Annotated in this window: 22 protein-coding genes; 4 read left to right on the top strand and 18 right to left on the bottom strand. The window is 56.6% G+C overall.

Going from position 1 to position 23328, the window contains the following annotated elements; genetic code table 11:
• Positions 1–22: 22 nt before the first annotated feature.
• From IM304_RS08645 to IM304_RS08625, 5 genes are read right to left on the bottom strand one after another with little or no spacing between them, the layout of a single operon-like run.
• A complete protein-coding gene (locus IM304_RS08645; protein ID WP_193354657.1) occupies positions 23–985 on the bottom strand; it encodes a spore coat U domain-containing protein in 963 nt (320 codons plus the stop codon).
• On the bottom strand, positions 982–3366 hold the full coding sequence (locus IM304_RS08640; protein ID WP_193354658.1) for a fimbria/pilus outer membrane usher protein: 2385 nt from the start codon (positions 3364–3366) through the stop codon (positions 982–984). The genes IM304_RS08645 and IM304_RS08640 overlap by 4 nt, the downstream gene beginning before the upstream one ends.
• Positions 3342–4103: a molecular chaperone gene (locus IM304_RS08635; protein ID WP_148418097.1), complete on the bottom strand. Its 762-nt coding sequence runs from the start codon at positions 4101–4103 to the stop codon at positions 3342–3344. The genes IM304_RS08640 and IM304_RS08635 overlap by 25 nt, the downstream gene beginning before the upstream one ends.
• A 16-nt stretch (positions 4104–4119) precedes the next feature.
• Positions 4120–4668 carry a spore coat U domain-containing protein gene (locus tag IM304_RS08630; RefSeq protein WP_176610023.1) on the bottom strand — a complete coding sequence of 183 codons (549 nt, stop codon included), beginning with the start codon at positions 4666–4668 and terminating at the stop codon, positions 4120–4122.
• 7 nt (positions 4669–4675) lie between these two features.
• Entirely contained in the window at positions 4676–5248 is a 573-nt protein-coding gene (locus tag IM304_RS08625; RefSeq protein WP_148418099.1) for a spore coat protein U domain-containing protein, read from the bottom strand.
• Positions 5249–5674: 426 nt separating this feature from the next.
• Here IM304_RS08625 and IM304_RS08620 point away from each other — a divergent pair, with 426 nt between their 5' ends.
• The gene (locus IM304_RS08620; protein WP_148418100.1) at positions 5675–6934 is read left to right on the top strand and encodes a dicarboxylate/amino acid:cation symporter; all 1260 of its coding nucleotides are present in this window, start codon (positions 5675–5677) and stop codon (positions 6932–6934) included.
• A gap of 103 nt (positions 6935–7037) precedes the next feature.
• Here the strand turns inward: IM304_RS08620 and cheW are convergent, their stop codons facing one another.
• From cheW to flhD, 6 genes are all read right to left on the bottom strand, one after another.
• Entirely contained in the window at positions 7038–7541 is a 504-nt protein-coding gene (gene cheW / locus IM304_RS08615) for a chemotaxis protein CheW (RefSeq protein WP_003859699.1), read from the bottom strand.
• Positions 7542–7560: 19 nt separating this feature from the next.
• Positions 7561–9570: a chemotaxis protein CheA gene (cheA, locus tag IM304_RS08610; protein ID WP_193354659.1), complete on the bottom strand. Its 2010-nt coding sequence runs from the start codon at positions 9568–9570 to the stop codon at positions 7561–7563.
• 4 nt (positions 9571–9574) lie between these two features.
• The gene (motB, locus tag IM304_RS08605; protein WP_148418102.1) at positions 9575–10504 is read right to left on the bottom strand and encodes a flagellar motor protein MotB; all 930 of its coding nucleotides are present in this window, start codon (positions 10502–10504) and stop codon (positions 9575–9577) included.
• Positions 10501–11388: a flagellar motor stator protein MotA gene (motA, locus tag IM304_RS08600; protein ID WP_003859696.1), complete on the bottom strand. Its 888-nt coding sequence runs from the start codon at positions 11386–11388 to the stop codon at positions 10501–10503. Before motA ends, motB begins: the two co-directional genes overlap by 4 nt.
• A gap of 123 nt (positions 11389–11511) precedes the next feature.
• Positions 11512–12090, bottom strand: a complete 579-nt coding sequence (flhC, locus tag IM304_RS08595) for a flagellar transcriptional regulator FlhC (RefSeq protein WP_193354660.1) — start codon at positions 12088–12090, stop codon at positions 11512–11514.
• Positions 12091–12092: 2 nt separating this feature from the next.
• A complete protein-coding gene (gene flhD / locus IM304_RS08590; protein ID WP_209007143.1) occupies positions 12093–12443 on the bottom strand; it encodes a flagellar transcriptional regulator FlhD in 351 nt (116 codons plus the stop codon).
• 794 nt (positions 12444–13237) lie between these two features.
• Between flhD and uspC the strand changes: the two genes are divergently transcribed.
• Positions 13238–13666, top strand: coding sequence for a universal stress protein UspC (gene uspC / locus IM304_RS08585; RefSeq protein ID WP_193354661.1), 429 nt, complete (start codon positions 13238–13240; stop codon positions 13664–13666).
• A 15-nt stretch (positions 13667–13681) separates the two neighbouring features.
• Here the strand turns inward: uspC and otsA are convergent, their stop codons facing one another.
• The 6 genes from otsA to IM304_RS08555 all read right to left on the bottom strand — a co-directional run bounded on the left by otsA (position 13682) and on the right by IM304_RS08555 (position 20482).
• Positions 13682–15106, bottom strand: a complete 1425-nt coding sequence (gene otsA, locus IM304_RS08580) for an alpha,alpha-trehalose-phosphate synthase (protein WP_193354662.1) — start codon at positions 15104–15106, stop codon at positions 13682–13684.
• Positions 15081–15884 (bottom strand): trehalose-phosphatase, encoded by an 804-nt coding sequence (gene otsB / locus IM304_RS08575; protein WP_176610019.1) that lies wholly within the window; start codon positions 15882–15884, stop codon positions 15081–15083. Before otsB ends, otsA begins: the two co-directional genes overlap by 26 nt.
• A 153-nt stretch (positions 15885–16037) precedes the next feature.
• A complete protein-coding gene (gene araH / locus IM304_RS08570; protein ID WP_176611195.1) occupies positions 16038–17018 on the bottom strand; it encodes an arabinose ABC transporter permease AraH in 981 nt (326 codons plus the stop codon).
• 14 nt (positions 17019–17032) lie between these two features.
• Entirely contained in the window at positions 17033–18547 is a 1515-nt protein-coding gene (gene araG / locus IM304_RS08565) for an L-arabinose ABC transporter ATP-binding protein AraG (RefSeq protein WP_193354663.1), read from the bottom strand.
• A gap of 71 nt (positions 18548–18618) precedes the next feature.
• On the bottom strand, positions 18619–19608 hold the full coding sequence (araF, locus tag IM304_RS08560) for an arabinose ABC transporter substrate-binding protein AraF (protein WP_017384422.1): 990 nt from the start codon (positions 19606–19608) through the stop codon (positions 18619–18621).
• Between the two features lie 316 nt (positions 19609–19924).
• Positions 19925–20482 carry a DJ-1/PfpI family protein gene (locus tag IM304_RS08555; protein ID WP_193354664.1) on the bottom strand — a complete coding sequence of 186 codons (558 nt, stop codon included), beginning with the start codon at positions 20480–20482 and terminating at the stop codon, positions 19925–19927.
• A 504-nt stretch (positions 20483–20986) separates the two neighbouring features.
• Between IM304_RS08555 and IM304_RS08550 the strand changes: the two genes are divergently transcribed.
• Positions 20987–21490: a non-heme ferritin-like protein gene (locus IM304_RS08550; protein WP_148418110.1), complete on the top strand. Its 504-nt coding sequence runs from the start codon at positions 20987–20989 to the stop codon at positions 21488–21490.
• A 141-nt stretch (positions 21491–21631) separates the two neighbouring features.
• Positions 21632–22975, top strand: a complete 1344-nt coding sequence (locus tag IM304_RS08545) for an anaerobic C4-dicarboxylate transporter (protein ID WP_193354665.1) — start codon at positions 21632–21634, stop codon at positions 22973–22975.
• Between the two features lie 70 nt (positions 22976–23045).
• Here the strand turns inward: IM304_RS08545 and IM304_RS08540 are convergent, their stop codons facing one another.
• Positions 23046–23297, bottom strand: coding sequence for a DUF2766 family protein (locus IM304_RS08540; RefSeq protein ID WP_003859683.1), 252 nt, complete (start codon positions 23295–23297; stop codon positions 23046–23048).
• Positions 23298–23328 lie beyond the last annotated feature (31 nt).

Raw genomic sequence — 23328 nt, 5'->3', positions numbered from 1 at the left:
CGAAAGGGAAAAGCGCGGGGAGTCAGAACGCAACGTCAACGATCAGCGTGTCGGTGTAGGTACCTGCCGGCGGCGTGGCCTGATTGGTCAGGACCTTAGCGGTGTAGTTGTAGGTGCGCAAAAGCCCGTCGGTGCTGACCTGGGAGGAGCTGGCGCTGGCCCAGCGCTCGCTGCCGCTGCCGCCCCAGCGGTTGCCCGACGCCTCTTTAAAAATGTCGTAGCTCATAAAGTTACTGCCGCTGACCATACGGCGAACGTTGTTCAGGGCGTTGGCACCATTGTTAATGCCTATGGTGTAGGTGCTGCCCTTGGTGCAGGTTACGGCAACGGACTGTGAGACGGTGGGAAAGTTTTGCACCAGCGGCGCGCTGTTGAAGTTGACGTCCGGCGTGCTCATGGTGCTGCAATCGTTGGTCACGTTCATGTTGAGCAGAATGGAGGTGGTCGCCGTGCCGGTTTGCGGCGTCAGGCATAGTCCGGCTGCGCCAACGGCACAGACGTTGTAACTGATGCTGAACGTTAACAACACCTGGTACGGCCCGGCCGTGACGTTCTGCCCCGGCACGGTACGGAAATAAAGCGGAATATTGTAGCGCCGTGACCCCAGCAGCCCGAGCAGCGTGTTGCCGCTCCAGCTATAGGTTTTACTGATTTGCACTTCACTGTTTGCCCCGCAGCCTGAGGTACCGCACAGGCGCGCAGGAATAACGTCAGCGATGGCCGCGTTGTCGGTACGTTTCATGGTGGCGCGGCTGTTGGCGGCTATCGACGCCGAGGTGTAGGTCAGCGTCACCGAGTCGTTGGTGAGCAGGTTGAGGACCGTATCGCAGGCCACCACCAGCGTGCCGGTGGTTTGCACCTCCCCCGTACCGCTAAGGGCGAACGAGGTGACGCTGCCAAACGCGGCATTCACCGTACTGACGGTGCAGGCCGCCCAGCTGCCGCCGGAGAACAGCAGCAGGAGCGCGATAAGCAGGCGCTTCACGGCGCCTCCCGGCAGGTCAGCGGACCGAAGGTTTGCAGCTTATGCCCGGGGTTTTCGCCCACGGTCAGCGTGGCGGTACAGCGTTTGCCGTCCGGCGTGGTGACCTCCAGCGGGTTCACGTCGTTCAGGTTTTCCAGCCAGGCGATGCCGTCATAGCCTACCACCGCATTGCTGCGGGAAGCGCGCCTGACCTGGCTTCCCACCGGAACGGCATTCCCCTGCGCATCGTGAAGGATCACGCTGGCGACGCGCTCCTGCTCCATCGGAAAATCCACCAGATAGCCGTTGTGGCGGCGAATCGCCACCCGCCTCTCGGTCTCTTTCAGCCGGGTATCCGCCGGCAGGTTCAGGGTATCGATGCGGTAGCTCGCCGGATAATAGGCTGACACGCCGCTGACCAGCAGATAGCCTTTGTTATTGGTCTTTCCGACCGGCTGGTTTTCGTAGCTGACGGGCACGTCCGGGTGACCGTCGGTGCTAATCACCACAAACGCGTCGTTGATTTTATTCGCCGCAAACAGCTCACCGTCCATCAGCACGATGGAGCCCATCGCCTCGCCCCACCACGTCATCATGCCCTGCTCGCCGTAGCCGCCCCCCTGAAGCTCAACGTTATTGTTGCGCCAGCCGAGCGTGGCCTGCTGGTAGTTGCTCGAGCGCGACTGGTTGGCCCAGGCCATATTCCAGCTAAAGCCGCCGTCCGAAGGCATCGAGTGGTTATAGTTGACGCGCTGGGTGCTGCCCGCGTCCGGGGTATTTTCAAAGGTGACGGCAGCGCTGTCCCGTTCGCCCAGCGGCACCTGAAGCGACAGCGCGACCGTCCAGTCGCCCCGCTGCTGGTCGCGGCTGGCGGCCAGATAAATACTGCTTGAGCCCCACAGGTTTCGGCTCCAGGAGAGGTTGAGCAGCTCGGTTTTCTGGCTGTCAAAATTCTCCACGCCGATCCACGCCGCGCCGATATTGCCGTAATCCCCGAGGTTAAAGGTCAGGGAGTACTGATCTGTGTTGCGGCTCAGGCTCGCGACGGGGTTATCATATTCATCATAAACGGTGGGCCGATCGTAAAGAGCCAGGTTGCCGAAGCCGCGGTCGCGCCGGGTATGCTGGGTTGCCACGCTAAACTCGCTGGTGCTGTACTGATAGCCCCAGTTCATCTGCCCCCCCTCGTCGCCGCGCATCCGGCTTTGGGTGTAAGAGGTATTGACCACCCCAAATCGCCCGAGCTTCACCACCGTGCCCGCACCGCCGAGCGCCAGCGACTCCGCCCCCTCCGCATGGCCTTCCAGCGTCAGCCAGTCCGTAACACCGTAGCGATACGATCCGCTGCCCGCCGCCGGGCCATAATCGAAATTCTCGATGCCGTAGTTGCGCCGCAGGCTACCCAGCGTCACTGCACCGTCGCTCAGCCCCTGCTTCAGCACATCGCTGCTGACGTAAAACGGCAGCGTGGTGCTCACCTGCCGCCCCAGCGCGTCGGTGGTGACCAGTACCGCATCCCCCGCGCCGTTAATATAGGGCAGATTGGTCAGGGTAAATGGCCCCGGCTGAAGACGGGTAGAGCCGGAACGGTAGCCGTTGATAAACAGATCGACCGAGGTAGGCACCGCCGCCTCACCGGAAAATTCCGGAAGCGGCCAGGTCACCAGATCCGGGCGCAGGGAGAAGTCGCGCCCGTAGCTGATCCCGCCCATGCGCACGCTGCTGCTCCAGCTCAGCGCATCGCTGATGACGTCCCCGGCGGTCCAGGTGGTGGCATCGTCCTCGTTGGTGATGAGCAGGGTTGAGTCGTAGCGCACGTACCCCTCCTGCTGCCCGCTGCTTCCGGCGAAATTCTGTCGCGCGTACCCTGTCGAAGAAAATGAATAGTCTTCGTTGAAATAGCGGAACTCATGCCACACCGACGCCTGGCCGCCCGTGTGCTCGGTATGGTTGGTATAAACGTCGTAGTTGAGCAGCGCGCCCCGGCCATAATGCGGCTTGCTTTGCGCGCTCTGACCGTTAAACGAGGTGACCCGCGCCGCTACCCACTCCCGGGGGACCGTCAGCAACAGCCGCTGGGCGCTGCTGTCATACTCCACGCGCACCGATGAAAGCGTTGAAAGGTTCACCTCTCCGGCAGGCACGTGCTCCGGCGGCAGCCCGGCGCGAAGCAAATCCGCCCCCGAAATAAACCAGGCGCCCCCGCGCTGCGTCACGGGCACGACCTGGCCCGTGTCATAGTGGTTCAGCACCAGTGCGAGCTGGAACACGGCTTCGCCGTTCATCGACCGCGCGTCCGGCGGCGGCGGTAAACTGTCGTCGCCGCCTTCGGCCCACGAGCTGGTACTGACGCAAAGCAGGATCATCATTGCCGGTTTCAGCTGTCGGGGGTCGATTGCCATTGCGTATCCCTGGCATTGATTTGCGCGCTCATCCGGTTCGGCTGGTAAATACCTGCCGGAAGCGGCCAGCTTCGGGTGCTGCCCGGCAGCACATAGCCCAGCAGCCCCTCGGCAACCGTGCGTTTTTGCCCGCCCTGCTCAACCGCAACCTGACTAAGCCTGACGTGAACGTCCCCCTGATTGCGCACCTGCAGCGCGGGTTTACCCTGCTCCTGAATGACCCGCCAGCTCAGGTTGCCGGGGTTTACCAGCGCATGATGCGCGCCTTCGTTGATGGTGGGGATCCCCTGACCGTAGACGAATAAAGGAATGGAGTAGCGCATTTGCAGCTTGAGGCCCATGGACGGTTCGGCTTTGGCATCCGGCTGGGGCAGTTCATCCACGATAATGCGGTAGGCTTGCTCGACGCCCGACGGGATCGTCCCCTGCCTGATCAGGCGAATCAGCTGTTTATTGCCCCTGCCGATGGTCACGATTGGCGGGCTGGCGACCACGTCCTGCTGCGCCGTATAGCGCTCATACCCGCCCTCCTGCTTCCAGCGCACAATGCGCACCTGCATTGTCGTGGCGCTGTTTCCCTGATTCTGGATCCACAGCTCCGTTGCTTTGGCGTCTGCCGAAAGCCACGGATCGATGGGCCACAGGAGAATGGTTGCCGCTGCCCGCGCCTGACCCGCCGCGAGGGCCGTCGTCCCCAGCAGCCCCGCCAGGCATAACCGCCTGAAAAATGGCTTCATCAATGCTCTCCCTTTCCTACCATGACAAGGTCACGGTGAGTTGATCTGAATAAGTTCCCGGCAGGCTGAACCCCGTCAGGAGCGCGACGCCAAATAAAGGCAGCGCGATGTTATTGCTGTTGGTATAGGTAACGGGTATGGCCTGGTTAACCCCTATTTCACTGTTTGCGGCCAGCGAGCTGCTGCTGTAGAGGCGGTATCCGACCACCTCTGTCCCGCCTGAACGGGTCATCCGCCGCACCGAGCTGTAGTTCTGCCCGCCGTTAATGCTCATGCTCAGCGCCACGCCCGGCGTACAGGCGATGGACAACGCGCCGTCGGCGACAAAGCTGGTGCTCACCGGCGTGTTTTTCACGCCGCTGTGGGTCCCGAAGTCAAGCGTCCCGAAGCGTCCGCCCGTGCCGGTGCTCACCGAGCAGCCCGGTACAACCGTCGCGCTCACCCTGAATGACTGGGTGGTCACCGCCCCGGCGCCGGGGATCATCATCAACCCGGCGACCAGGGCTAAAAAAGGGTGCACGACGCCCTCTGCGCGCTCGCGCAGACATGAACACAACGCCTTCATGGCTGAACTAGTAGGTTACGCTGACGTTAATCGTGTCGGTGTAGGTTCCCGGTACGACCGTCACGCTGTTGCCGCCGCCCGTTATGCGTGCGTAGAGGGTGTAGCTATCCACCCCACCCGCCGTAGAGGCGACCGGCAGCGCGGCGTTATTTGCCACCACGTTGTTGTAACCGCTATCGCTGAACAGGCTGTAGGCCACGCCCTGCGCCGCGTTGGCGGTGTTGATCAAATAGCGGCCCGGCGTACCCGGGGTGCCGACAACGGTACCGGGCGCGGTGGCGTTGGTGTTGCCGGTAATCGCCACCGTATAGCTGGCGGTGGTGCATTGAATGGTAAAGGTGTTACCTCCGCTGGCGCCGGTCAGCTGCGTTGTCAGCGTGGAGAAGGTAGCCGGATGGGTCCCAAAATCGAGTGTCCCGAAGTTAATGCCGTTTTGCGTTGGCGAGCCGTTGATTAAGCAACCGTTAGTCAGCGTGAGCGTCGCACCGATAGTGCCGCTACTGGTGACCGCCAGGGCCTGGCCGACGGTCGTCGCCGCCAGCAGCGTGCCCGCGCAGATAACAAGAAGTTTTCTTTTCATTTACCGCCCTCCGGGAGAAATTCTGGTTCGCTTGCCATATTTTATTCATACTGTTCAGTATGTTAGCCCCGCTTAAACATCCCTCACCGCGGTTACTGAGAATTTAGTTTATGGATACTGCTTCAACCACTTTCGCCGCTCTGACGGCAATACGCCCTGAATTAACAGACTATTAACAAATATTACAAAGAGTTAGGAAAATAAAACGGGCATTATTCTTGCTTGCCCTGAAGATATATCGCTTAAAGTGTGATCTCGATCACGATATATCGGCGAAGCAAAAACAACTAATTCGATAAAAATTAAAAACAAGTTGTATGTGACGCAGCTTTACTTCAATTTATGCCCTGAATATTTTCCTGTGCTTAAATAAAAAATTTGCATGTGTTGGCACAGGAGCTCTTTTAGTGCATAGAGGATCTTTTTGTGGCAAGTGCAAATAAACTCACGCTCTTCATCGTGATTTTCATGCTGGCGGGTATTCTTTCAGGCGCGGCGATCCACGAGTATGCTTCGCCCGACGCGATTCAGGCCTGGTCGGAGAACATTACGCTGCTGACCGACATTTTCCTGCGGCTGATTAAAATGGTGATTGCCCCGCTGGTGTTCAGCACCCTGACGGTGGGCATTATGAAGCTGGGTGAAACGTCGACTATTGGACGCGTGGGCGGCAAGGCGATGGTGTGGTTTATCAGCTCATCCGTGCTGTCGATCCTGGTGGGGCTGTTTATTGTTACCCTGGAACAACCCGGCAGCGGCCTGAACCTGAGTATTCCGGCAGAGACGGTTGATACCGGCCTGGCCGTTAGCGGCATGTCGCTGAAGGCCTTCGTATCGCACACGATCCCCACCAGCATTGCGGGCGCGATGGCGAACAATGAGATCCTGCAAATTGTGGTCTTCTCGATGTTCTTCGGCATCGGCGGCGCGTCATTAGGCCAAAAATTCAACGCTCCGCTGGTTGCGGCGCTGGACGTGGTATCGCACATTATGCTGAAGGTGACGGGCTACGTGATGTACGTTGCGCCGCTGGCCATTTTCGCGGCGATTTCGTCCGTCATTGCTACCCAGGGTCTGGGCATTCTGCTGAACTATGCCTCCTTTATCGGCGGTTACTACGTGGCGATCCTCCTGACCTGTATGGTGCTGCTGGCGGTGGGCTACATGGTGCTGAAGAAAAACATTTTCCGCCTGGTGACCATGCTGAAAGATCCGGTGCTGGTTGCGTTTACCACCAGCAGTTCCGAAGCGGCGTATCCTAAAACGCTGGAACAGCTGGAACGCTTTGGCTGCTCACGAAATATCGCCTCTTTTGTCCTGCCCATCGGCTACTCGTTTAACCTGGTTGGCTCTATGGTGTACTGCTCGTTCGCCTCCATGTTTATTGCCCAGGCGTACAATATTCACCTCAGCTTTACCGAGGTGACGGTGCTGATGTTAACCCTGATGCTGGCGTCAAAGGGAATAGCGGGCGTACCGCGCTCGTCGCTGGTGGTGCTGGCGGCAACGATTCCGAGCTTTAATATTCCGGTGGCCGGGATCCTGCTGCTGATGGGGATCGACCATTTCCTGGATATGGGGCGTTCGGCTATCAACGTGCTGGGGAACGGCATTGCGACGGCGATGCTGTCGCAGAATGAAGGCGCGCGCGAGGCACAAGCGGAGCTGGTGGAGCAGGAAGCGTAAGGGTGTAAAAAAAGGTGAGGCCTGTTGTCCTCACCCCGTTCCTCTCCCACGGGAGAGGTTGCAAACGCGAATAACGGCAACCGGGTTGCCGTTTTGCGTTTACCTATGCCACGTGATTGGCCGCGATATCCAGCAGCGCCATCTCTTCGCTGTTCAGCAGCTTCTCGATATTCACCAGAATCAGCATACGCTCGCCGAGCGCGCCCAGCCCCGTCAGGTATTCCGTTGACAGCGTGACCGCAAACTCCGGCGCGGGACGGATCTGATCGGCGGTGAGCGACAGCACGTCAGACACGCCATCCACCACGATGCCCACCACGCGCTGCCCGAGATTCAGGACAATCACCACCGTGTTGTCGTTGTACTCCACATCGCCCTGGCTGAACTTCACGCGCAGGTCCACGATTGGCACAATCACGCCGCGCAGGTTGGTCACACCCTTGATGAACGCAGGCGTGTTGGCAATGCGCGTTACCTGATCGTATCCGCGAATTTCCTGCACTTTCAGGATGTCGATACCGTACTCTTCGTCACCTAAAGTGAAAACCAGGAATTCCTGCCCAGATGGCTCGCCCGCCAGTTTCGTTACGTTACTCATACCGGTCATGTTATTACCTTCTACTTAATCAGGCGGCTGTGTACGCCACACGTTGTTCACGATTTAATCCCTGAAGTGCCGATACATCGACGATCAGCGCGACGCTACCATCCCCCAGAATGGTGGCAGCGGAGATCCCCGGCACTTTGCGGTAGTTACTTTCCAGGTTCTTAACCACCACCTGATGCTGGCCAATCAGCTGATCGACCAGCAGCGCATAGCGGCGTCCGGCGCTTTGCAGGATCACAACGATTCCCTGCGTGGCCTCGGTTTTGGCACCGTCCACTTCGAACACTTTCCACAGCTCCACCAGCGGCAGGTACTCGCCGCGGACTTCGAGGACGCGCTCGCCGCCCGCCAGCGGATGCAGATCTTCTTCGCGCGGCTGGAGTGATTCCATCACCGCGTTCAGCGGCAGAATAAACACCTCGTCCGCCACCTTGACGGACATTCCGTCCAGGATGGCCAGCGTCAGCGGCAGCAGGATACGGATAGTTGTGCCCGCGCCCTGTTTGGACTGGATCTCAACGTGGCCGCCCATCTCCTGAATGTTACGTTTCACCACGTCCATGCCCACGCCACGGCCGGAGACGTCGGTGACCTGCTCCGCGGTTGAGAAGCCCGGCGCAAAGATCAGCATGCCCACTTCTTCATCGGTCATGTTTTCGTTAACGGCCATGCCCTGCGAAACGGCTTTTGCCAGAATGCGCTCGCGGTTCAGCCCCGCGCCGTCGTCGGTCACTTCGATGCAGATGTTGCCGCCCTGGTGTTCCGCTGACAGGATCAGGTTTCCAACCGGTGACTTCCCGGCCGCCACGCGGTTTTCAGGCAGCTCGATGCCGTGGTCGAGGCTGTTACGCACCAGGTGCGTTAACGGGTCAATAATGCGCTCGATCAGGCTCTTGTCCAGCTCGGTGGAGCTGCCCATCAGCGTCAGCTCGATCTGCTTGTTGAGCTTGCCCGCCAGGTCGCGAACCAGACGCGGGAAGCGGCTAAAGACGTATTCCATCGGCATCATGCGGATGGACATCACCGACTCCTGCAAATCGCGGGCGTTACGTTGTAACTGACCCATGCTGGTGATGAGATCGCCGTGGGTAACCGGGTCCAGCTCGTTGGAGCGCTGGGCCAGCATCGACTGAGTGATCACCAGTTCGCCCACCAGGTTGATCAGCTGATCCACCTTCTCTACCGCCACGCGAATGCTGGTGGACTCGCTGGAGCGCGCCGCCGGTTTTTCACCGCGCGCGGGCGCCGCCGTCTCTTTTGGTACCGCCTTCAGCGCCGGCGCGGCGGGCACCGCGGCAGGAACGTCCTCTACCGGCGCGGGGGCTTCAGCGGCCGCGTCTTCGGTTTCAAACGCGATTTGATCGGCTTCAATAACGAAGCACAGCACCGCCACGATATCGTCCTGACCAATGCCGCCGTCGAGCGTCGCGGCCAGGCTGTCTTTGCCCTTCACCACGTTGCTTAACGTCGCCAGATTGCCCAGCTCGTCTTCCAGCAGGTTGACTTCGTTCTCTTTCAGGCGTGACAGCACAACCCGAAGCTTGCCCGCGGGTGCGGCAGGCGCAGCATCCGTCCCGGCAACCGCATCGACAACGCTCAGTTTTGCCGCAGGGACAACCGGCGCGGACGCCTCACCTTTGGCTTCCAGCGCTAGCTGACGAAGCGCATTGCAGATGTATTCAAAGCTGGCGGCATCAGGCTCTGCCGAACTTTTATAGGCGTCGAGCTGTTCCTGCATAATATCTTTCGTTTCCAAAAACAGGTTGATAATGTCGGTATTGAGCTGCATCTCACCGCGTCGGGCGTCATCAAGCAGGTTTTCCATTAAATGGGTTGTTTCCTGCAGGACGGTAAAACCAAAGGTACCGGCCCCGCCTTTGATGGAGTGCGCCGCACGGAAGATGGCATTAAGCTGCTCGGAATCCGGTGCCTCAGGCACCAGGTCCAGCAGGTGTTGCTCCATGTCAGCCAATAGTTCATCGGCTTCATCGAAAAATGTCTGGTAAAAATCGCTAATATCCATGCTCACGCTATCACCTCGGATTGGCTGGTGGCGATGTTGGAACGGCAGCCGAAGGGACGGCCCCAGGCTGTTTTAAATCGTCCAGTGACTCACTCTGACTTTCGGCGTTTTCATGCAGGATGGCCTGCTCCGCCTGCTGGTTCAGCACTAAAAGACTGATACGACGGTTGATGGCGTCATCCGGCCCGCGGTCGGTAACGCGCATGGTTGCCGCCATGCCGACCACGCGCAGTACCTTGCCATCATCAAGCCCACCCGCCACCAGCTCGCGACGCGAGGCGTTGGCGCGATCGGCAGAAAGCTCCCAGTTGCTGTATCCCTTTTCTCCCGAGGCGTACGGGAAATCGTCCGTGTGTCCGGACAGGCTGATGCGGTTAGGAATGCCGTTCAGCACCGGCGCAATGGCGCGCAGGATATCGCGCATGTAGGGCTCAACGTCGGCGCTGCCGGTTTTGAACATCGGCCGGTTCTGGCTGTCGATGATCTGAATACGCAGACCTTCCTGAACGAGGTCGATCTTCAGGTGCGGGCGCAGCGCGCGCAGTTTCGGATCGGCCTCTATCAGCTGATCCAGATCGCCGCGCAGTTTTTTCAGGCGCGCCTGCTCCATCCGTTTTTTCAGCTCGTCGATGTTAGGCTGCTTTTTGACTTCGCCCTGCTGCTGGGTGTAATCGTCACCGCCGCCGGGAATCGGGCTGTCGCTGTTCGAAATGCGCGGCCCGCCGCTCACCGCCGTTGCCAGCGGGGTTCGGAAATATTCCGCAATCTGGATAAGCTCTTTCGGGCTGGAGATGGAGATCAGCCACATCACCAGAAAGAAGGCCATCATGGCGGTCATAAAGTCGGCGTAGGCGATTTTCCAGGAGCCGTGAGAACCGTGTCCGTGCCCCTTATGCTTGCGCTTTTTGACGATGACGATCGGATGGGACTGGTTTTTCATGCGTCCTCAGTTGTCGTCTGTTGGTTTGGGTTTTTCACCGCGCGCACGTGCTCTTCCAGCTCGATGAACGACGGACGTTCGCTGGAGTAGAGCGTCTTACGACCAAATTCGACGGCGATCGGTGGCGCATAGCCGTTGAGGTTAGAGAGCAGCGTAATCTTCACGCACTGCATCATTTTGGTGGTTTCGGCGCTCTTCTGGCGCAGAACGCTCGCCAGCGGGGAGATAAAACCGTAGGCCAGCAAAATACCGAGGAACGTCCCCACCATCGCGTGGGCGATCAGCGCGCCCAGCTCTGCCGCCGGGCGATCCGCCGAGGCCAGGGCATGCACCACGCCCATGACCGCCGCCACGATCCCGAAGGCCGGAAGCGAGTCGCCCACCAGCGCCAGGCTGTTTGCCGGCACTTCGGATTCGCTTTCGTGGGTTTCGATCTCTTCGTCCATCAGGGCTTCAATTTCGAAGGTGTTCATGTTGCCGCTGATGATCAGGCGCAAATAATCCACGATAAAATCGAGCATCATCGCGTCGGCAAGAATGCGCGGGTAGCTGGCGAAAATTTCGCTCTCTTTCGGGTTTTCAATGTCCCGCTCAAGCGAGAACATCCCCTGCTGGCGCGACTTCGCCATCAGGCGATAGAGCAGCGCCAGCAGATCCATATACATGCTTTTGGTGTATTTTGAGCGACGAAACAGCAGCGGAATCGCCTTCAGCGTGCCCTTGATCGATTTACCGTTGTTACCAACGATAAAAGCCCCTACCCCTGCGCCGCCGATGATGACAAGTTCAGCCGGTTGATAGAGTGCTCCAAGGTGCCCGCCGGTCATCATGTATCCGCCGAAAACTGTACCGAGAACTACCAGGTAACCTAATAAGATAAGCACGACATCATCCTTCCGCTAGTGACTATGGCAGGACGTTCAGTTCGAGCGCGTTACCGGAACGCAGGGTAAAAAAAAGCAGCGGTAATCGCTTACCGCTGCTGGAATCTTGCCCACAGGTTCGGGTTAAACAGCGTGTTCGATCTGTTCATCCAGCAGTTGTGGAATAATATCGGCAGCATCCCGGGAAAGTTTACGTCTTTTTACGGCCCGGGACGGAGGCTGGCACAAACTACAGGCAAAGCTGCCCGCAGGCTGGTGCGCGTGGGTAATAAAATTGCCGTCGCAGCAGTTGCAGCGCGACAGTTCAAGCATTCCGCTTTCAACAAAACGCACCAGCGTCCATGCGCGGGTTAGCGCCAGCAGGGGCCCTTCTTCCTGCTGTGGGCATTGCTCAAGGTAAAGTTTGTAGGCTCTGATAACGGCATCAACGCCGCTGCATAAGCCCGTTTTAAGCAGGTACTGCCAGGCGTTACAGAACATGGAGGCATGAATGTTCTGTTCCCAGGTCATGAACCAGTCTGTCGAAAACGGCAGCATACCTTTCGGCGGCGGGCTTCCGCGTAATTCTTTGTACAGCTTGATCAGACGACCACGGCTCAGCTGCGTCTCGCTTTCCAGCATCTGTAAACGAGCACCCAGCGTAATGAGTTCCATCGCCAGCTGTATATCACGGGCTTCCTGAACAATGCTTTTTTCGCTCATTGTTAAGCCCTTTTCTTCCGGGCTACGTCATCAGGCTGGCTGATTTCGCTGAGCAGGCGGGTGGAGAGAAGAATACCGGTGTGGATCTGTTGCAGATCGTCCACGCGGGATTCCTGAGTCAGACGCGTGATGGTCTGCGGGTTATCAAAGCGGAACTGGCAAACCAGTTGATTAGTTTCAGCCAGCTTGACCATTTGCGGGAGCGTTAATCCACCCAGCATGGTTGCCATCTCTTCGGTAACACCCAGACGAAACATCGCTGATGCCTTATCCTGACTAATCAAACGCTGCGCGAGCAGTAAATACGACAAATTGATGTCATAAATATGTTTTAGCAACTCGGATGTATGCATTTTTCCCATCCCGAATAACCAACTATTATTTTTATGCGGTAAGACCGCACCCCGTGATGTCGCCGGGAAATCACCCGGTATAAAAAGAAAAGGCTAAATGCATAGTTGAATTAAGGTTTGTACGTCGTAAAGCGCGTGACCGGCTGACATGGCCCAAAAGTCGGTTACACATTTTATCTTTTCTTACAAATAACTAAGATTTTTCCTAATTCGACGCAAACTCTACTCGTCAGTTTTGACACATACAATGCAGCCCCCCCTGAAATTTAAAATAAATGTGATCCACGTCACATAATTTACGCGAATGTAACCTATAAATCCATCAGCACGACTTGTAATTTGTCTACTTTTCGAACAATCGAAGCTGATTTATATTCTTATTGATCGAATACCCATGCAGAGGAATGGCGGATCGGGCACGGAAATTGCCTGCCAGCGTAAACCCGCTGCCCTTTCGCCTTTTGGGTATACCCCTATAGAAAACAGGTGTAGTTAATTAAGTAAAAACAGTAGGTTATCGTCGATGAAAGGAAAGGTAGTTTCGCAGGGTAATTATCGCACCCGCGTTGAGTATCGATTAAGGCGATTTAACAGCACGGAAGGTTAAATGTGTGATTTGCGTTAAGTTGTTAATTATTTTCATTTAGGGCGGCGTTTTAGTTATTCTTCTTATAAGAATAATTAATGAATAATTATGATAAGCTTCACATTTCTGTCGTATGCCCCTCTTGCAGCAGCGCCAGATTCGCGGTAAAGCTGGGAAAACGCGTCATTCTGACATAAAGGAGTGTGTGATGAGTTACTCCCATCTTCTTGTTTCCGTTGCTGTTTCGCCTGAAAGCCACCACCTTGTCGCCCGCGCCGTTTCCATCGCCCGCCCGAGCAATGCCCGCATTAGCCTGATCACGCTGGCCGCTGAACCTGAAATGTATAATCAGCTGGCTGCGCCGATGCTGGAAGATATTCGTGAGGTTCTTCAGGAGGAAACGCAGCAATTTCTGCGCGAGCTGGCAGAGAGGGCAAACTATCCCGTTCACCAGTCGGTAATCGCCACCGGGGAGTTAAGCGAACATATTCTCGCCATGTGCAGGAAGGAGAATATTGACCTGGTTATCTGCGGTAATCATAACCAGAGCTTTTTTTCCCGGGCGGCGTGTTCGGCAAAATCTATCGTTTCGTCAAGCCAGGTGGATGTGCTGCTGGTGCCTCTCGGGGGCAGTTAATGCCCCCGGAGAAAATCACGCCAGTTTAGGGAATGTCGCGATCTTTTTTTGCAGGTCACCTTCCTGACTTTGCGGCTGGATCGCGCGCAAATCGTCGATAAAACGCGCCTGCCAGCGGTTAATATCATTCTTCACGATGGTCTCCATCATTTCCGAATGACGTGAAATACGTTCCGCAAGCGGCATGGTTAACGCGCGGTTCAGCGCATTTGCCACGTCATCGCGATCGTACGGGTTTACAATCAGCGCCGAGGTTAACTCGTTCGCCGCACCGGCAAATTGCGACAGCACCAGCACGCCCGGGTCAGCAGGATCTTGTGCTGCTACATACTCTTTTGCCACCAGGTTCATCCCGTCACGCAGCGGCGTAACCAGCCCGACGTCCGCATAACGGAACACCTTCATCAGGATCTTGCGCTCAAAATGCTGATTTAAATAGAAAAGTGGCGTCCAGCCGAGCTGCCCGTAGCGCCCGTTAATGCGCCCTGCTTCGGTCTCCAGCTGGTGACGAATATCCTGATAGGCCTGAACCTCCCCGCGCGACGTTGGGGCGATCTGGGTATAGCGAATTTTGCCGTGATGCTGCGGGAACTTATCCAGCAGGGTTTCGTAGGCGAGGAAGCGCTCCGGCAGGCCTTTGGAATAATCCAGTCGTTCAACCGAAAAGATATTCTTAACGTGCTTAAGTTCATCCTTAAGCTGGGCAAGCTTCGGCGGCAGCGGGCCGGAGGCCTGCTCGGCAATTTCGTCAGGCTCAATGCCAATCGGGTAAACTTCGGTATGGAAGTTCCGTCCCCACGCCGTGTGGGATTTGCCCCCGTGCGTCACCAGCCGCGTTTTACCCGACACGCTGTCGAGGAAGGCCAGCCTGTCGTTTTCCGTCTGGAAGCCCAGCAGGTCGTAATCAGACAGCGCTTCCAGAATCTCATCATGCTGCGGCAGCGCGGTAAAGATCTCCGGCGTCGGGAACGGTATATGCAGGAAGAAGCCGATGCGGTTATTCACGCCACGCTTACGCAGCTCCCTTGCAAAAGGCAGCAGATGATAATCGTGGATCCATAAAATATCGTCTTCTTCGATAAGCGGCAGCAGTTTATCCGCCAGCAGCGCGTTGACGCGCATGTAGCCTTCGTAGGACTCACGCTGGAACTTCACCAGATCCAGACGATAGTGAAACGCCGGCCACAGCACGGCGTTTGAAAACTCGGAATAGTATTCATCGTAGTCCTTCTCGCTCAGGGCGAAGGAGGCCCACGTAATATTGCCCCGTGACACCTTTTTTAGCGGTTTCTCATCATTGCTGATTTCTCCGCTCCAGCCAAACCAGAGGCCACCGGCGGCTTTCAGGGCACCTAATACCCCGACCGCCAGGCCACCCGCGCTGGCTTTTTTATCATCCGGCGGTGCGATGCGATTAGAGACGACGACTAAGCGACCCATAATGATTTCTCCCGTTGTTTTGCGCTATTTGTTGTTGTTGCTGGTTAGCGACGTCAGATATCCACTGCCAGACGCTGGCGACGTTTTCCAGACGCCATGCGGCAGTAGTTTCGCCAGGTCCAACCTTGACGGACATACCGTCGGCCTGGTTTACCACCCCAAACCCGGCCTCGTCGGTCAGGTCATCCCCAAAAAATACCGGCGTGCGCCCCCGGAACGGCGGCTCCGCCATGAACGCCGCAATGGCAGCGCCTTTGTTAATCCCTGCTGGTTTAATCTCGACCACGCATTTACCCGGCTGAAGCGCCAGCTCCGGATGGGCGTCCGCCACGCTTCGCGCCACCGCAAAAATAGCCGCCTCATGATGGGGTGCCTGACGGTAGTGCAGCGCAAAGGCCATGCCTTTGGCTTCCAGTTCCGTACCGGGAAGCATTTCCAGAGCCGAAGTGAGTTGCGCGTGCAGCGCCTGAATCAGCGTATCGGGGAGTGAAACTATATGCAGTTGATCATGGATATCGCGGCGCTCCGCTCCGTGTACACCGGCCAGCGGAAAGTGATAAGGACTGGCGAGCACGTCCAGCTCGGCCATTGAGCGCCCTGAAATCAATGCCAGTGCCCCCTCGTTCAGTCGGGAGAGCTGCTGCAAATTCTCTAACACCGTATCCGGTACTACAACGTCATCGGGATGCGGTTCAATCCCGGCGAGCGTCCCGTCGAGGTCAAAAAAGAAAGCAAATTTTCCGGGCAGTACAGGCGGTGCGGTTAACAAGTCAGCCACCCTAATCCTCCTTACGGTTAGCAAAACAGCCATGTAAGTATAGACAGTGTGACGGCGCTCGCCATTTAGCAACCGGCCCGTCAGCGAAACTGGCGGGCCGGTCCGGGGGTCAACTATGGTTAATAGTTGAGCATAGCGGTGATGAAAAAAGAATCAAACGGTACGCTTCGCTTTTTGCTTGTAACGGTCGAAGATCACCGCTGCCAGCAGGATCAGGCCGCGAACGACGTACTGAGAGAAAGGCGAAATATTAAGCAGGTTCATCGCGTTCTCCACGGTCCCCAGAATCAGGATACCCGCCACCACATATGAGATTTTTCCGATGCCTCCCTTGAGGGAAACGCCCCCCAAAACGCACGCAGAAATGACAATCAGCTCATATCCGATAGAGGTCATCGGCTGACCGCTGGTCATGCGGGACGCCAGAATAATCCCCGCCGCCGCCGATACCAGCCCGGAAAGCACGAAGATGATGATTTTGGTTCGCACGACCGGGACGCCCGCCAGGCGCGCCGCTTCCTCATTACCGCCAATCGCCAGGGTGTTACGGCCAAAGGTGGTGCGATTAAGCAGGAAACCGAACAGGATCAAACAGGCTACCGTCAGCCAGATTGGCGCCGGCAGGCCCAGCCAGTTGGCATAGCCCAGCGTGAAGAAACGCTCGTCTTCAATCCCAACCGCCTTACCGTCGGAGATGATATAGGCCAGACCGCGCACGATCTGCATGGTTGCAAGCGTCGTGATCAGGGCGTTGATCTTCAGGCGCGCAATCACAAACCCGTTCACCAGGCCGCTCAGCACGCCGAGCATCAGCCCGGCAAATACGCCGATCCACAGGCTTTCGGTCATGTTGATGACCACGGCGGTGGTGACGCCGGCACAGGCAATTACCGAGGCGACCGACAGGTCAAAATCGCCGGAAGCCAGGCAGAACAGCATGCCGCAGGCCACCATGCCGGACATGGAGATCGCCAGCCCCAGCCCCTTCATATTAATGAACGTGGCGAAGTTCGGCACAAAAATTGCGCAGGCGACGAACAGGGCGGCAAAGACCACTAGCATGCCGTACTGGTCCCAGATACGGCCAAAACTGAAAGCCGACTTCGGCGCTCCGGATGTAGTAACAGAGGACATCATTGACTCCTTACTCAGGCGACAGCCTGGCTAACTTTAGGCATGGCGAGACTCAACGCCTGTTGTTCATTCGCCTGTTCATGCAGCAATTCACCGGCAATTTCACCTTCGCGCATCACAACGATGCGGTCGGCGACGCCCAGCACCTCGGGCAGATCGCTTGAAGCGAACAGCACCGCCACGCCGCGTTTTGCCAGTTCATAGATGACGTTATAGATTTCGTGTTTGGCCCCCACGTCGATACCGCGCGTTGGCTCATCCAGCAAAATGACCTTCATGTCTTCCGACAGCCAGCGGCCCAGAATGGCCTTCTGCTGGTTGCCGCCGGAGAGGTTCATGATCAGCTGTTCAGCGCCGGGGGTTTTGATGTTCAGCGAACGGATATGGTGCTCCGCGTTGCTCGCCTCCCAGCCATCGTTAATCAGACATCCCGCGCGGATGAACTTGCGCCGGGCAGAGATGTTGATGTTGTCGCGCACCGAGTGCACCGGGATGATGCCCTCGGCCTTTCGATCCTCCGGACAGAGCATGATGCCCGCGTTAATGGCATGCGCGGGCTTCTGAATATCGACCTTTTGCCCGTCCACAAACACCTGCCCCTGGGTAATGCGCGTGCCGCCGAACAGCCCTTTCATCAGCTCGCTGCGCCCTGCCCCGACGAGACCAAACAGCCCGACGATTTCCCCGCTGCGTACCGTGAGCGAAACGGGCGTGCGGACCCCGGGCGCTTTGACGTTATCCAGACGCAGACGCTCCGGGCCGTACTCGCGCGGTTTCCAGTGGTAAATATCCCCCAGATCGCGTCCAACCATCGCCTGCACCAGCTGGTCATGATCGACCTGCTGCATATCGCTGAAGGTGCGCACGTAGCGGCCATCCTTAAATACGGTGATGGCATCGCTTAAGGCAAAAATCTCTTCCATACGGTGAGAGACATATAAGATGACGCGGCCTTCCCTGCGCAGCTCGCGGATCACGCGAAAGAGGTTTTCAATCTCGCGCGCGGAGAGCGAGCTGGTCGGCTCGTCGAAAGCGATGATTTTGGCGTTGCGCGCCAGCGCCTTGGCAATTTCCACCATCTGCCACTGGCCGATGGAGAGATACTTAAGGGGCGTTTGCGGATCGACATCCAGCCCGAGGTGTTTCAGCTGCAGGCCCGCTTCATAGTTGAGCAGCGAGCGGTTAACCACGCCGCTTTTGTGCGGAAGCTGGCCCAGATAGATGTTCTCCGCCACGGTCATCTCAGGAATAAGGTGCAGCTCCTGATAGATGATGGCGACCCCGGCGTTCAGCGCCGCCGTGGTGTCGGCAAAGGCCACCTCTTCGCCACGCAAGGCCAGCGTGCCGGTGGTGGGCGTGTAGTTGCCGCTGAGTATTTTTAACAGCGTGGATTTTCCCGCGCCGTTCTCCCCCATCAGGGCGTGAACCTGTCCGGCATAGCAGTCGAAGCTGATATCGGTCAGCGCGTTTACGCCGGGGAACGTTTTACCGATGCCGCGGAAAGAGAGGTACGGATCAGACTGTTGCATAACGACTCCGTGATTCCTGTAGTGTGTACGTCTGGCCCCTCACGGCGCGTAAGGGGCACAATCACAGCGTATTACTTACCGCCCAGTCCTTTTTTCGCCAGCTCCTCTTTGAAGTTATCGCGGGTGATCAGCACCACGTCGGTCACTTCGGTGAATTTCGGCGGTTCAACCCCTTTGGTCACCCAGTTGTAAAGCATCTCGCTGGATTTATAGCCGTGTACGTCCGGGCTCGGCAGCAGAGAGCCGTAGAAGCCGGTCGCCTGCGCTTTGGAGAGTTCGCTCACCGCGTCAACGCCGTTGATGCCGATGCCGATCACGTCCGGCGCCTTAAAGCCCTGTCCTTCGGTTGCGCGTACGCCACCCAGCACGGTGTTGTCGTTCATGCCGACCACCAGCCAGTGCTTCACCTCAGGGTGCTGAACGAGCATGGAGTTCGCCGCATCAAAGGCGCCGGGGATATCGTTAGATTTGGTAGGCACTTTGTAGATCTGTTTTTCCGGGAAACCTGCGGCTTTCAGCGCGTCCATGGACCCGGTGGTACGACGACGCGCGGTATCCAGTTCGTCCGCGGTGATGGCCATGACGGCGGTCTCTTTTACATCCCAGCCGCGTTTCTGCATCTCTTTATAGAGCTCCTGGCCCTGACGCTCGCCGATTTTGGTTGCCGCCATCATTACCAGCGGTACGGTATCCATCGGCTTGCCTTTGGCATTCACGAACTGATCGTCCACGGCGATCACTTTCATATCGTAGCCGCGCGCTTTCGCGGCAATGGCGGAACCCAGTTTGGGATCCGGCGTGCAGATAACGAAACCTTTCGCGCCGCTGGCCGCCAGGCTGTCGATGGCGTTCAGCGTTTTCTCACCGTCAGGCACGGCGATTTTGATCACCTCAAAACCTAAATCTTTCCCGGCTTTATCAGCAAATTTCCATTCGGTCTGGAACCACGGCTCTTCAGGCTGTTTGACCAGAAAACCGAGCTTTAAATTTTCAGCGATAGCGGATTGTGACATAACGGCAGCCAGGCCGATGGCCGCCAGCGCTTTAGTAAATTTGTGCATGGTAAACTCCAGCTTTAGCATTCTTTTCTGTAGGGAATAATGACGAACGTCTTATTTAATCGGACTTAAAACAAGGCATTAGCGCCTACCTCGTTATAAGCGTTAGTGCTGGTGATAGTTTTAGCGGGAAATTAATCATCCATAAGAGAGCGCCATCACACCGCAGAATTACAGTAATTGCGTACATAAATTCAGCGGAAAATGACATAAAAATGGGCAGAATTGTCCTACAAATAGCGAGGGATTAAGCAGAATAATCCATAAGGTCAGCTAAGGAGTCCCTGTTAACCGGACGCACGGGCGCCCGGTGGAAAGTTTACCAGGGGTAATAGATGTGTTCGGCATGCTCGCGGACGGGAGCGTCGTCTCCCAACAAACGCGCGGCAAGGGCCAGCGCAAAGTCAAAGGCGTGGCCAAGGCCTTTGCCGCTGATCAGGTTGCCGTCCTCAACGACCGGGGCATCCACGTATTCTCCGTCCCGTACGGTTTGCCATAAGTCACCGGAACAGACGTAGCGCCGCCCCTTCAGTAACCCGTTGCCGCCCAGGACTCGCGCTGCCGCGGAGCAGATAGGGCAGATCAGCCTGCCGCTCTCGTCATGCGCGGCAACAAAGCGGATAACGTCGCGGTTGGCCGCAAGATTCATGCTCCCCTGCGGGCCGCCGGGTAACACCACCGCGTCATACAGCGTGTCGATGCGCTCCGCTAGCGTACCGTCTGCGACCATGGGAATGTTGTGATAGCTCACCACCGCCCGCGACGCCGCGCAGGCCAGCGTTTCTACCTCAATCTGCAGGCGACGCAGAATATCAATGGTGATAATTGCCTCTGCCTCTTCAAAACCAGGTGCCAGCAGCACCGCAACCTTAGCCATCGTAAACCTCAGCGAATGAAAGAAGATAAAACATCGTTTCATTTTCATCATTTACCGGATGGCAATCTTACGACGCGATCACAGAACGGTATATTTAATAAAAATTGATTTAGCTCAAATTAGCAGCGGCAGGATATATTCATGAATATTAAATCCATTTTAACTCTTTCACAGAATTTCTCGCCAAAGAACGTTTCCCGAAACGACAGAAATGAGCGAAATGTTATTATAAATTACTAATATCAACAGGTTAACTGATGGTACATTTGTTTACCTGTTTATAATTCTCAACTATATTTAATTTTGTAATGTATGGTAAACACAGCCCAATTAAGAGTTTTCTTAAGCGAAAGAGAAGCGTATGCTTATTCGTATCGAACACAGGAAGTGAATATTCGAACGCTTACACCTTGCAGAAAATTTATTCTGCCATTCAGTCGTCAATACCTGCCGGGTCAGGTTAAGTAGCGGACATCATGTCCAACAGTCAATAAGGATATTAGTATGACTACCCCAACGATGATGCAAAAACTCAACGCCCAGATGAACCTGGAGTTTTACGCTTCCAATCTGCATCTGCACCTGAGCGCGTGGTGTTCCAGAAAAAGCCTGAACGGCACTGCCACCTTCTTTCGTTCACAGGCGCAAAGTAACGTCACGCATATGATGCGCGTGTTTAACTTTTTGAAGGCGCTTGGTGCAAATCCCACCGTCAAAGAGCTTGAAACGATTGAAGATAACTACTCTTCGCTGGAAGAACTGTTCCAGAAAACGCTGGAAGAGTATGAGCAGCGCTGTGCAAGGCTGAGCAAGCTGGCCGATGAAGCCATGGCGCAGCAGGACATCGCAACCCTCAAATTCTTACGTGATATGGATAAAGAGCAGCAGCAGGATGGCATGCTGCTGAAAACGCTCGCAGATGAGATCCGCAATGCAAAACGCGCGGGTCTTGGTCTGGAGCAGACGGACCGCCATCTTCTCGACCTCGCCACCGTTCAACACCACTAAGCCCGTCTCGCCCGCTTCCGCCCGGAAGCGGGTATCAACTGCCTGCTTTTGCTGACATTTAACAAATCCGATCTCGCTCCCAATGAATAACCACACAACGTGTAATGATTTGTTAATTACAATCGTTGACGAGGGAGCAGCATGATCACCATTGAGTTTATTGTCATTATCCTCTGCCTGCTGACGGGCACACGCTTCGGCGGCATGGGGCTTGGGCTGATAAGCGGCATCGGCCTGTTTATTTTGAGTTTCGTTTTCGGGCTACAGCCCGGTAAACCCCCGGTGGACGTAATGCTCACCATCCTTGCCGTCATCGGCTGTGCCGCCACGCTCCAGACCGCCGGTGGCCTGAATGTGATGATGCAGTTTGCGGAGCGCCTGCTGCGTAAACATCCGCAGCACATCACCCTTCTCGCGCCGTTTACCACCTGGATGCTGACCTTTTTCTGCGGAACCGGTCACGTCGTCTACACCATGTTTCCCATCATTGCGGATATCGCGCTAAAAAAGGGCATTCGCCCGGAGCGCCCAATGGCGGTCGCCTCGGTGGCGTCTCAGATGGCCATCACCGCCTCTCCCGTCTCCGTCGCCGTCGTGTCGCTGGTTTCCATTCTGGGTGCGCAGCACGGTATTGGCCACGGATGGGGGATCCTCGAAATTCTGGCCGTCTCCGTGCCGGCCTCGCTGTCCGGGGTTGCCATTGCCGCGCTGTGGAGCTTACGCCGCGGAAAAGATCTGGCAGACGATCCGGAGTTTCAGGAAAAACTGAACGATCCGAAACAGCGGGAGTTTATTTATGGTGGAACGGAGACGCTGATGAATCAGCGCTTCCCGAAACAGGCTTACTGGTCAACGTGGATCTTCTTCGCCGGTATTGCCGTAGTGGTGCTGCTGGGAGCGCTGCCAGCGCTGCGTCCGGCCTTTGAAATCAAAGGCAAAATGACCGCCCTGTCGATGAACCTTGTCATACAGATGATGATGCTGATTGCCGGTGCCGTAATGCTGATGACCTGCAGGGTAAATGCGTCGGCGATTTCAAACGGGGCGGTGTTTAAGGCGGGGATGGTCGCGATCTTCTCGGTGTTCGGCGTGGCGTGGATGAGCGATACCTTTTTCCAGGCGCATCTCGACGAGCTGAAAATGGCGCTGGAGGGGATAGTGAAAAGTCATCCGTGGACGTACGCCATCGTGCTGTTTTTGGTTTCGAAACTGGTCAACAGCCAGGCTGCGGCCTTAACCGCCGTCGCCCCGATGGGATTGATGCTGGGTATCGATCCGAAAATGCTGGTTGCCTTTTTCCCGGCGTCGTACGGCTACTTCGTGCTGCCAACCTATCCGAGCGATCTGGCCTGTATCGGATTCGATCGTTCCGGCACGACCCGCATCGGTAAATTCATCATCAACCACAGCTTTATCGTGCCGGGGCTGATTGGCGTGAGCTGCGCCTGCGTGGTGAGCTATCTGCTGGTGCAGACGTTCTTCTGATCTTTCTGCGGGCGACAGGCTCTGTCGCCCTTCGGCGTAAAATCAGAAAGGGGGTCTGATTTCGGTTTACCTAGTGCGATTCACCCTGCGGCGTGAAGCGCAGCTCAATCAGGGCGATAGCTTTCTGGATTGCGCGGAGCGTAACCGGGTCAGCCGCGGCGGGGTGGTTGGTGAAATCGATGTTTTTCAGCTGGGTCGACATCTTTTCGCGTACTTCTACCGGCGCGATAACGTCAATTACGTCAAGGATCTGTTTGATGACCAGCTGGCAGGCGACGACGTCAGATACCAGTTCCTGATCGGCGCTCAGATTTTGTGACATGGGGATTCTCCTTATTCAAAGGCCGCCATAG

Source organism: Enterobacter cloacae complex sp. P40C2 (genome assembly GCF_014930695.1).
GTDB classification, from domain to species: domain Bacteria; phylum Pseudomonadota; class Gammaproteobacteria; order Enterobacterales; family Enterobacteriaceae; genus Enterobacter; species Enterobacter pasteurii.
Note: the sequence above shows the minus strand (reverse complement) of the source record. Positions and strands in the feature narration are given on the sequence as shown.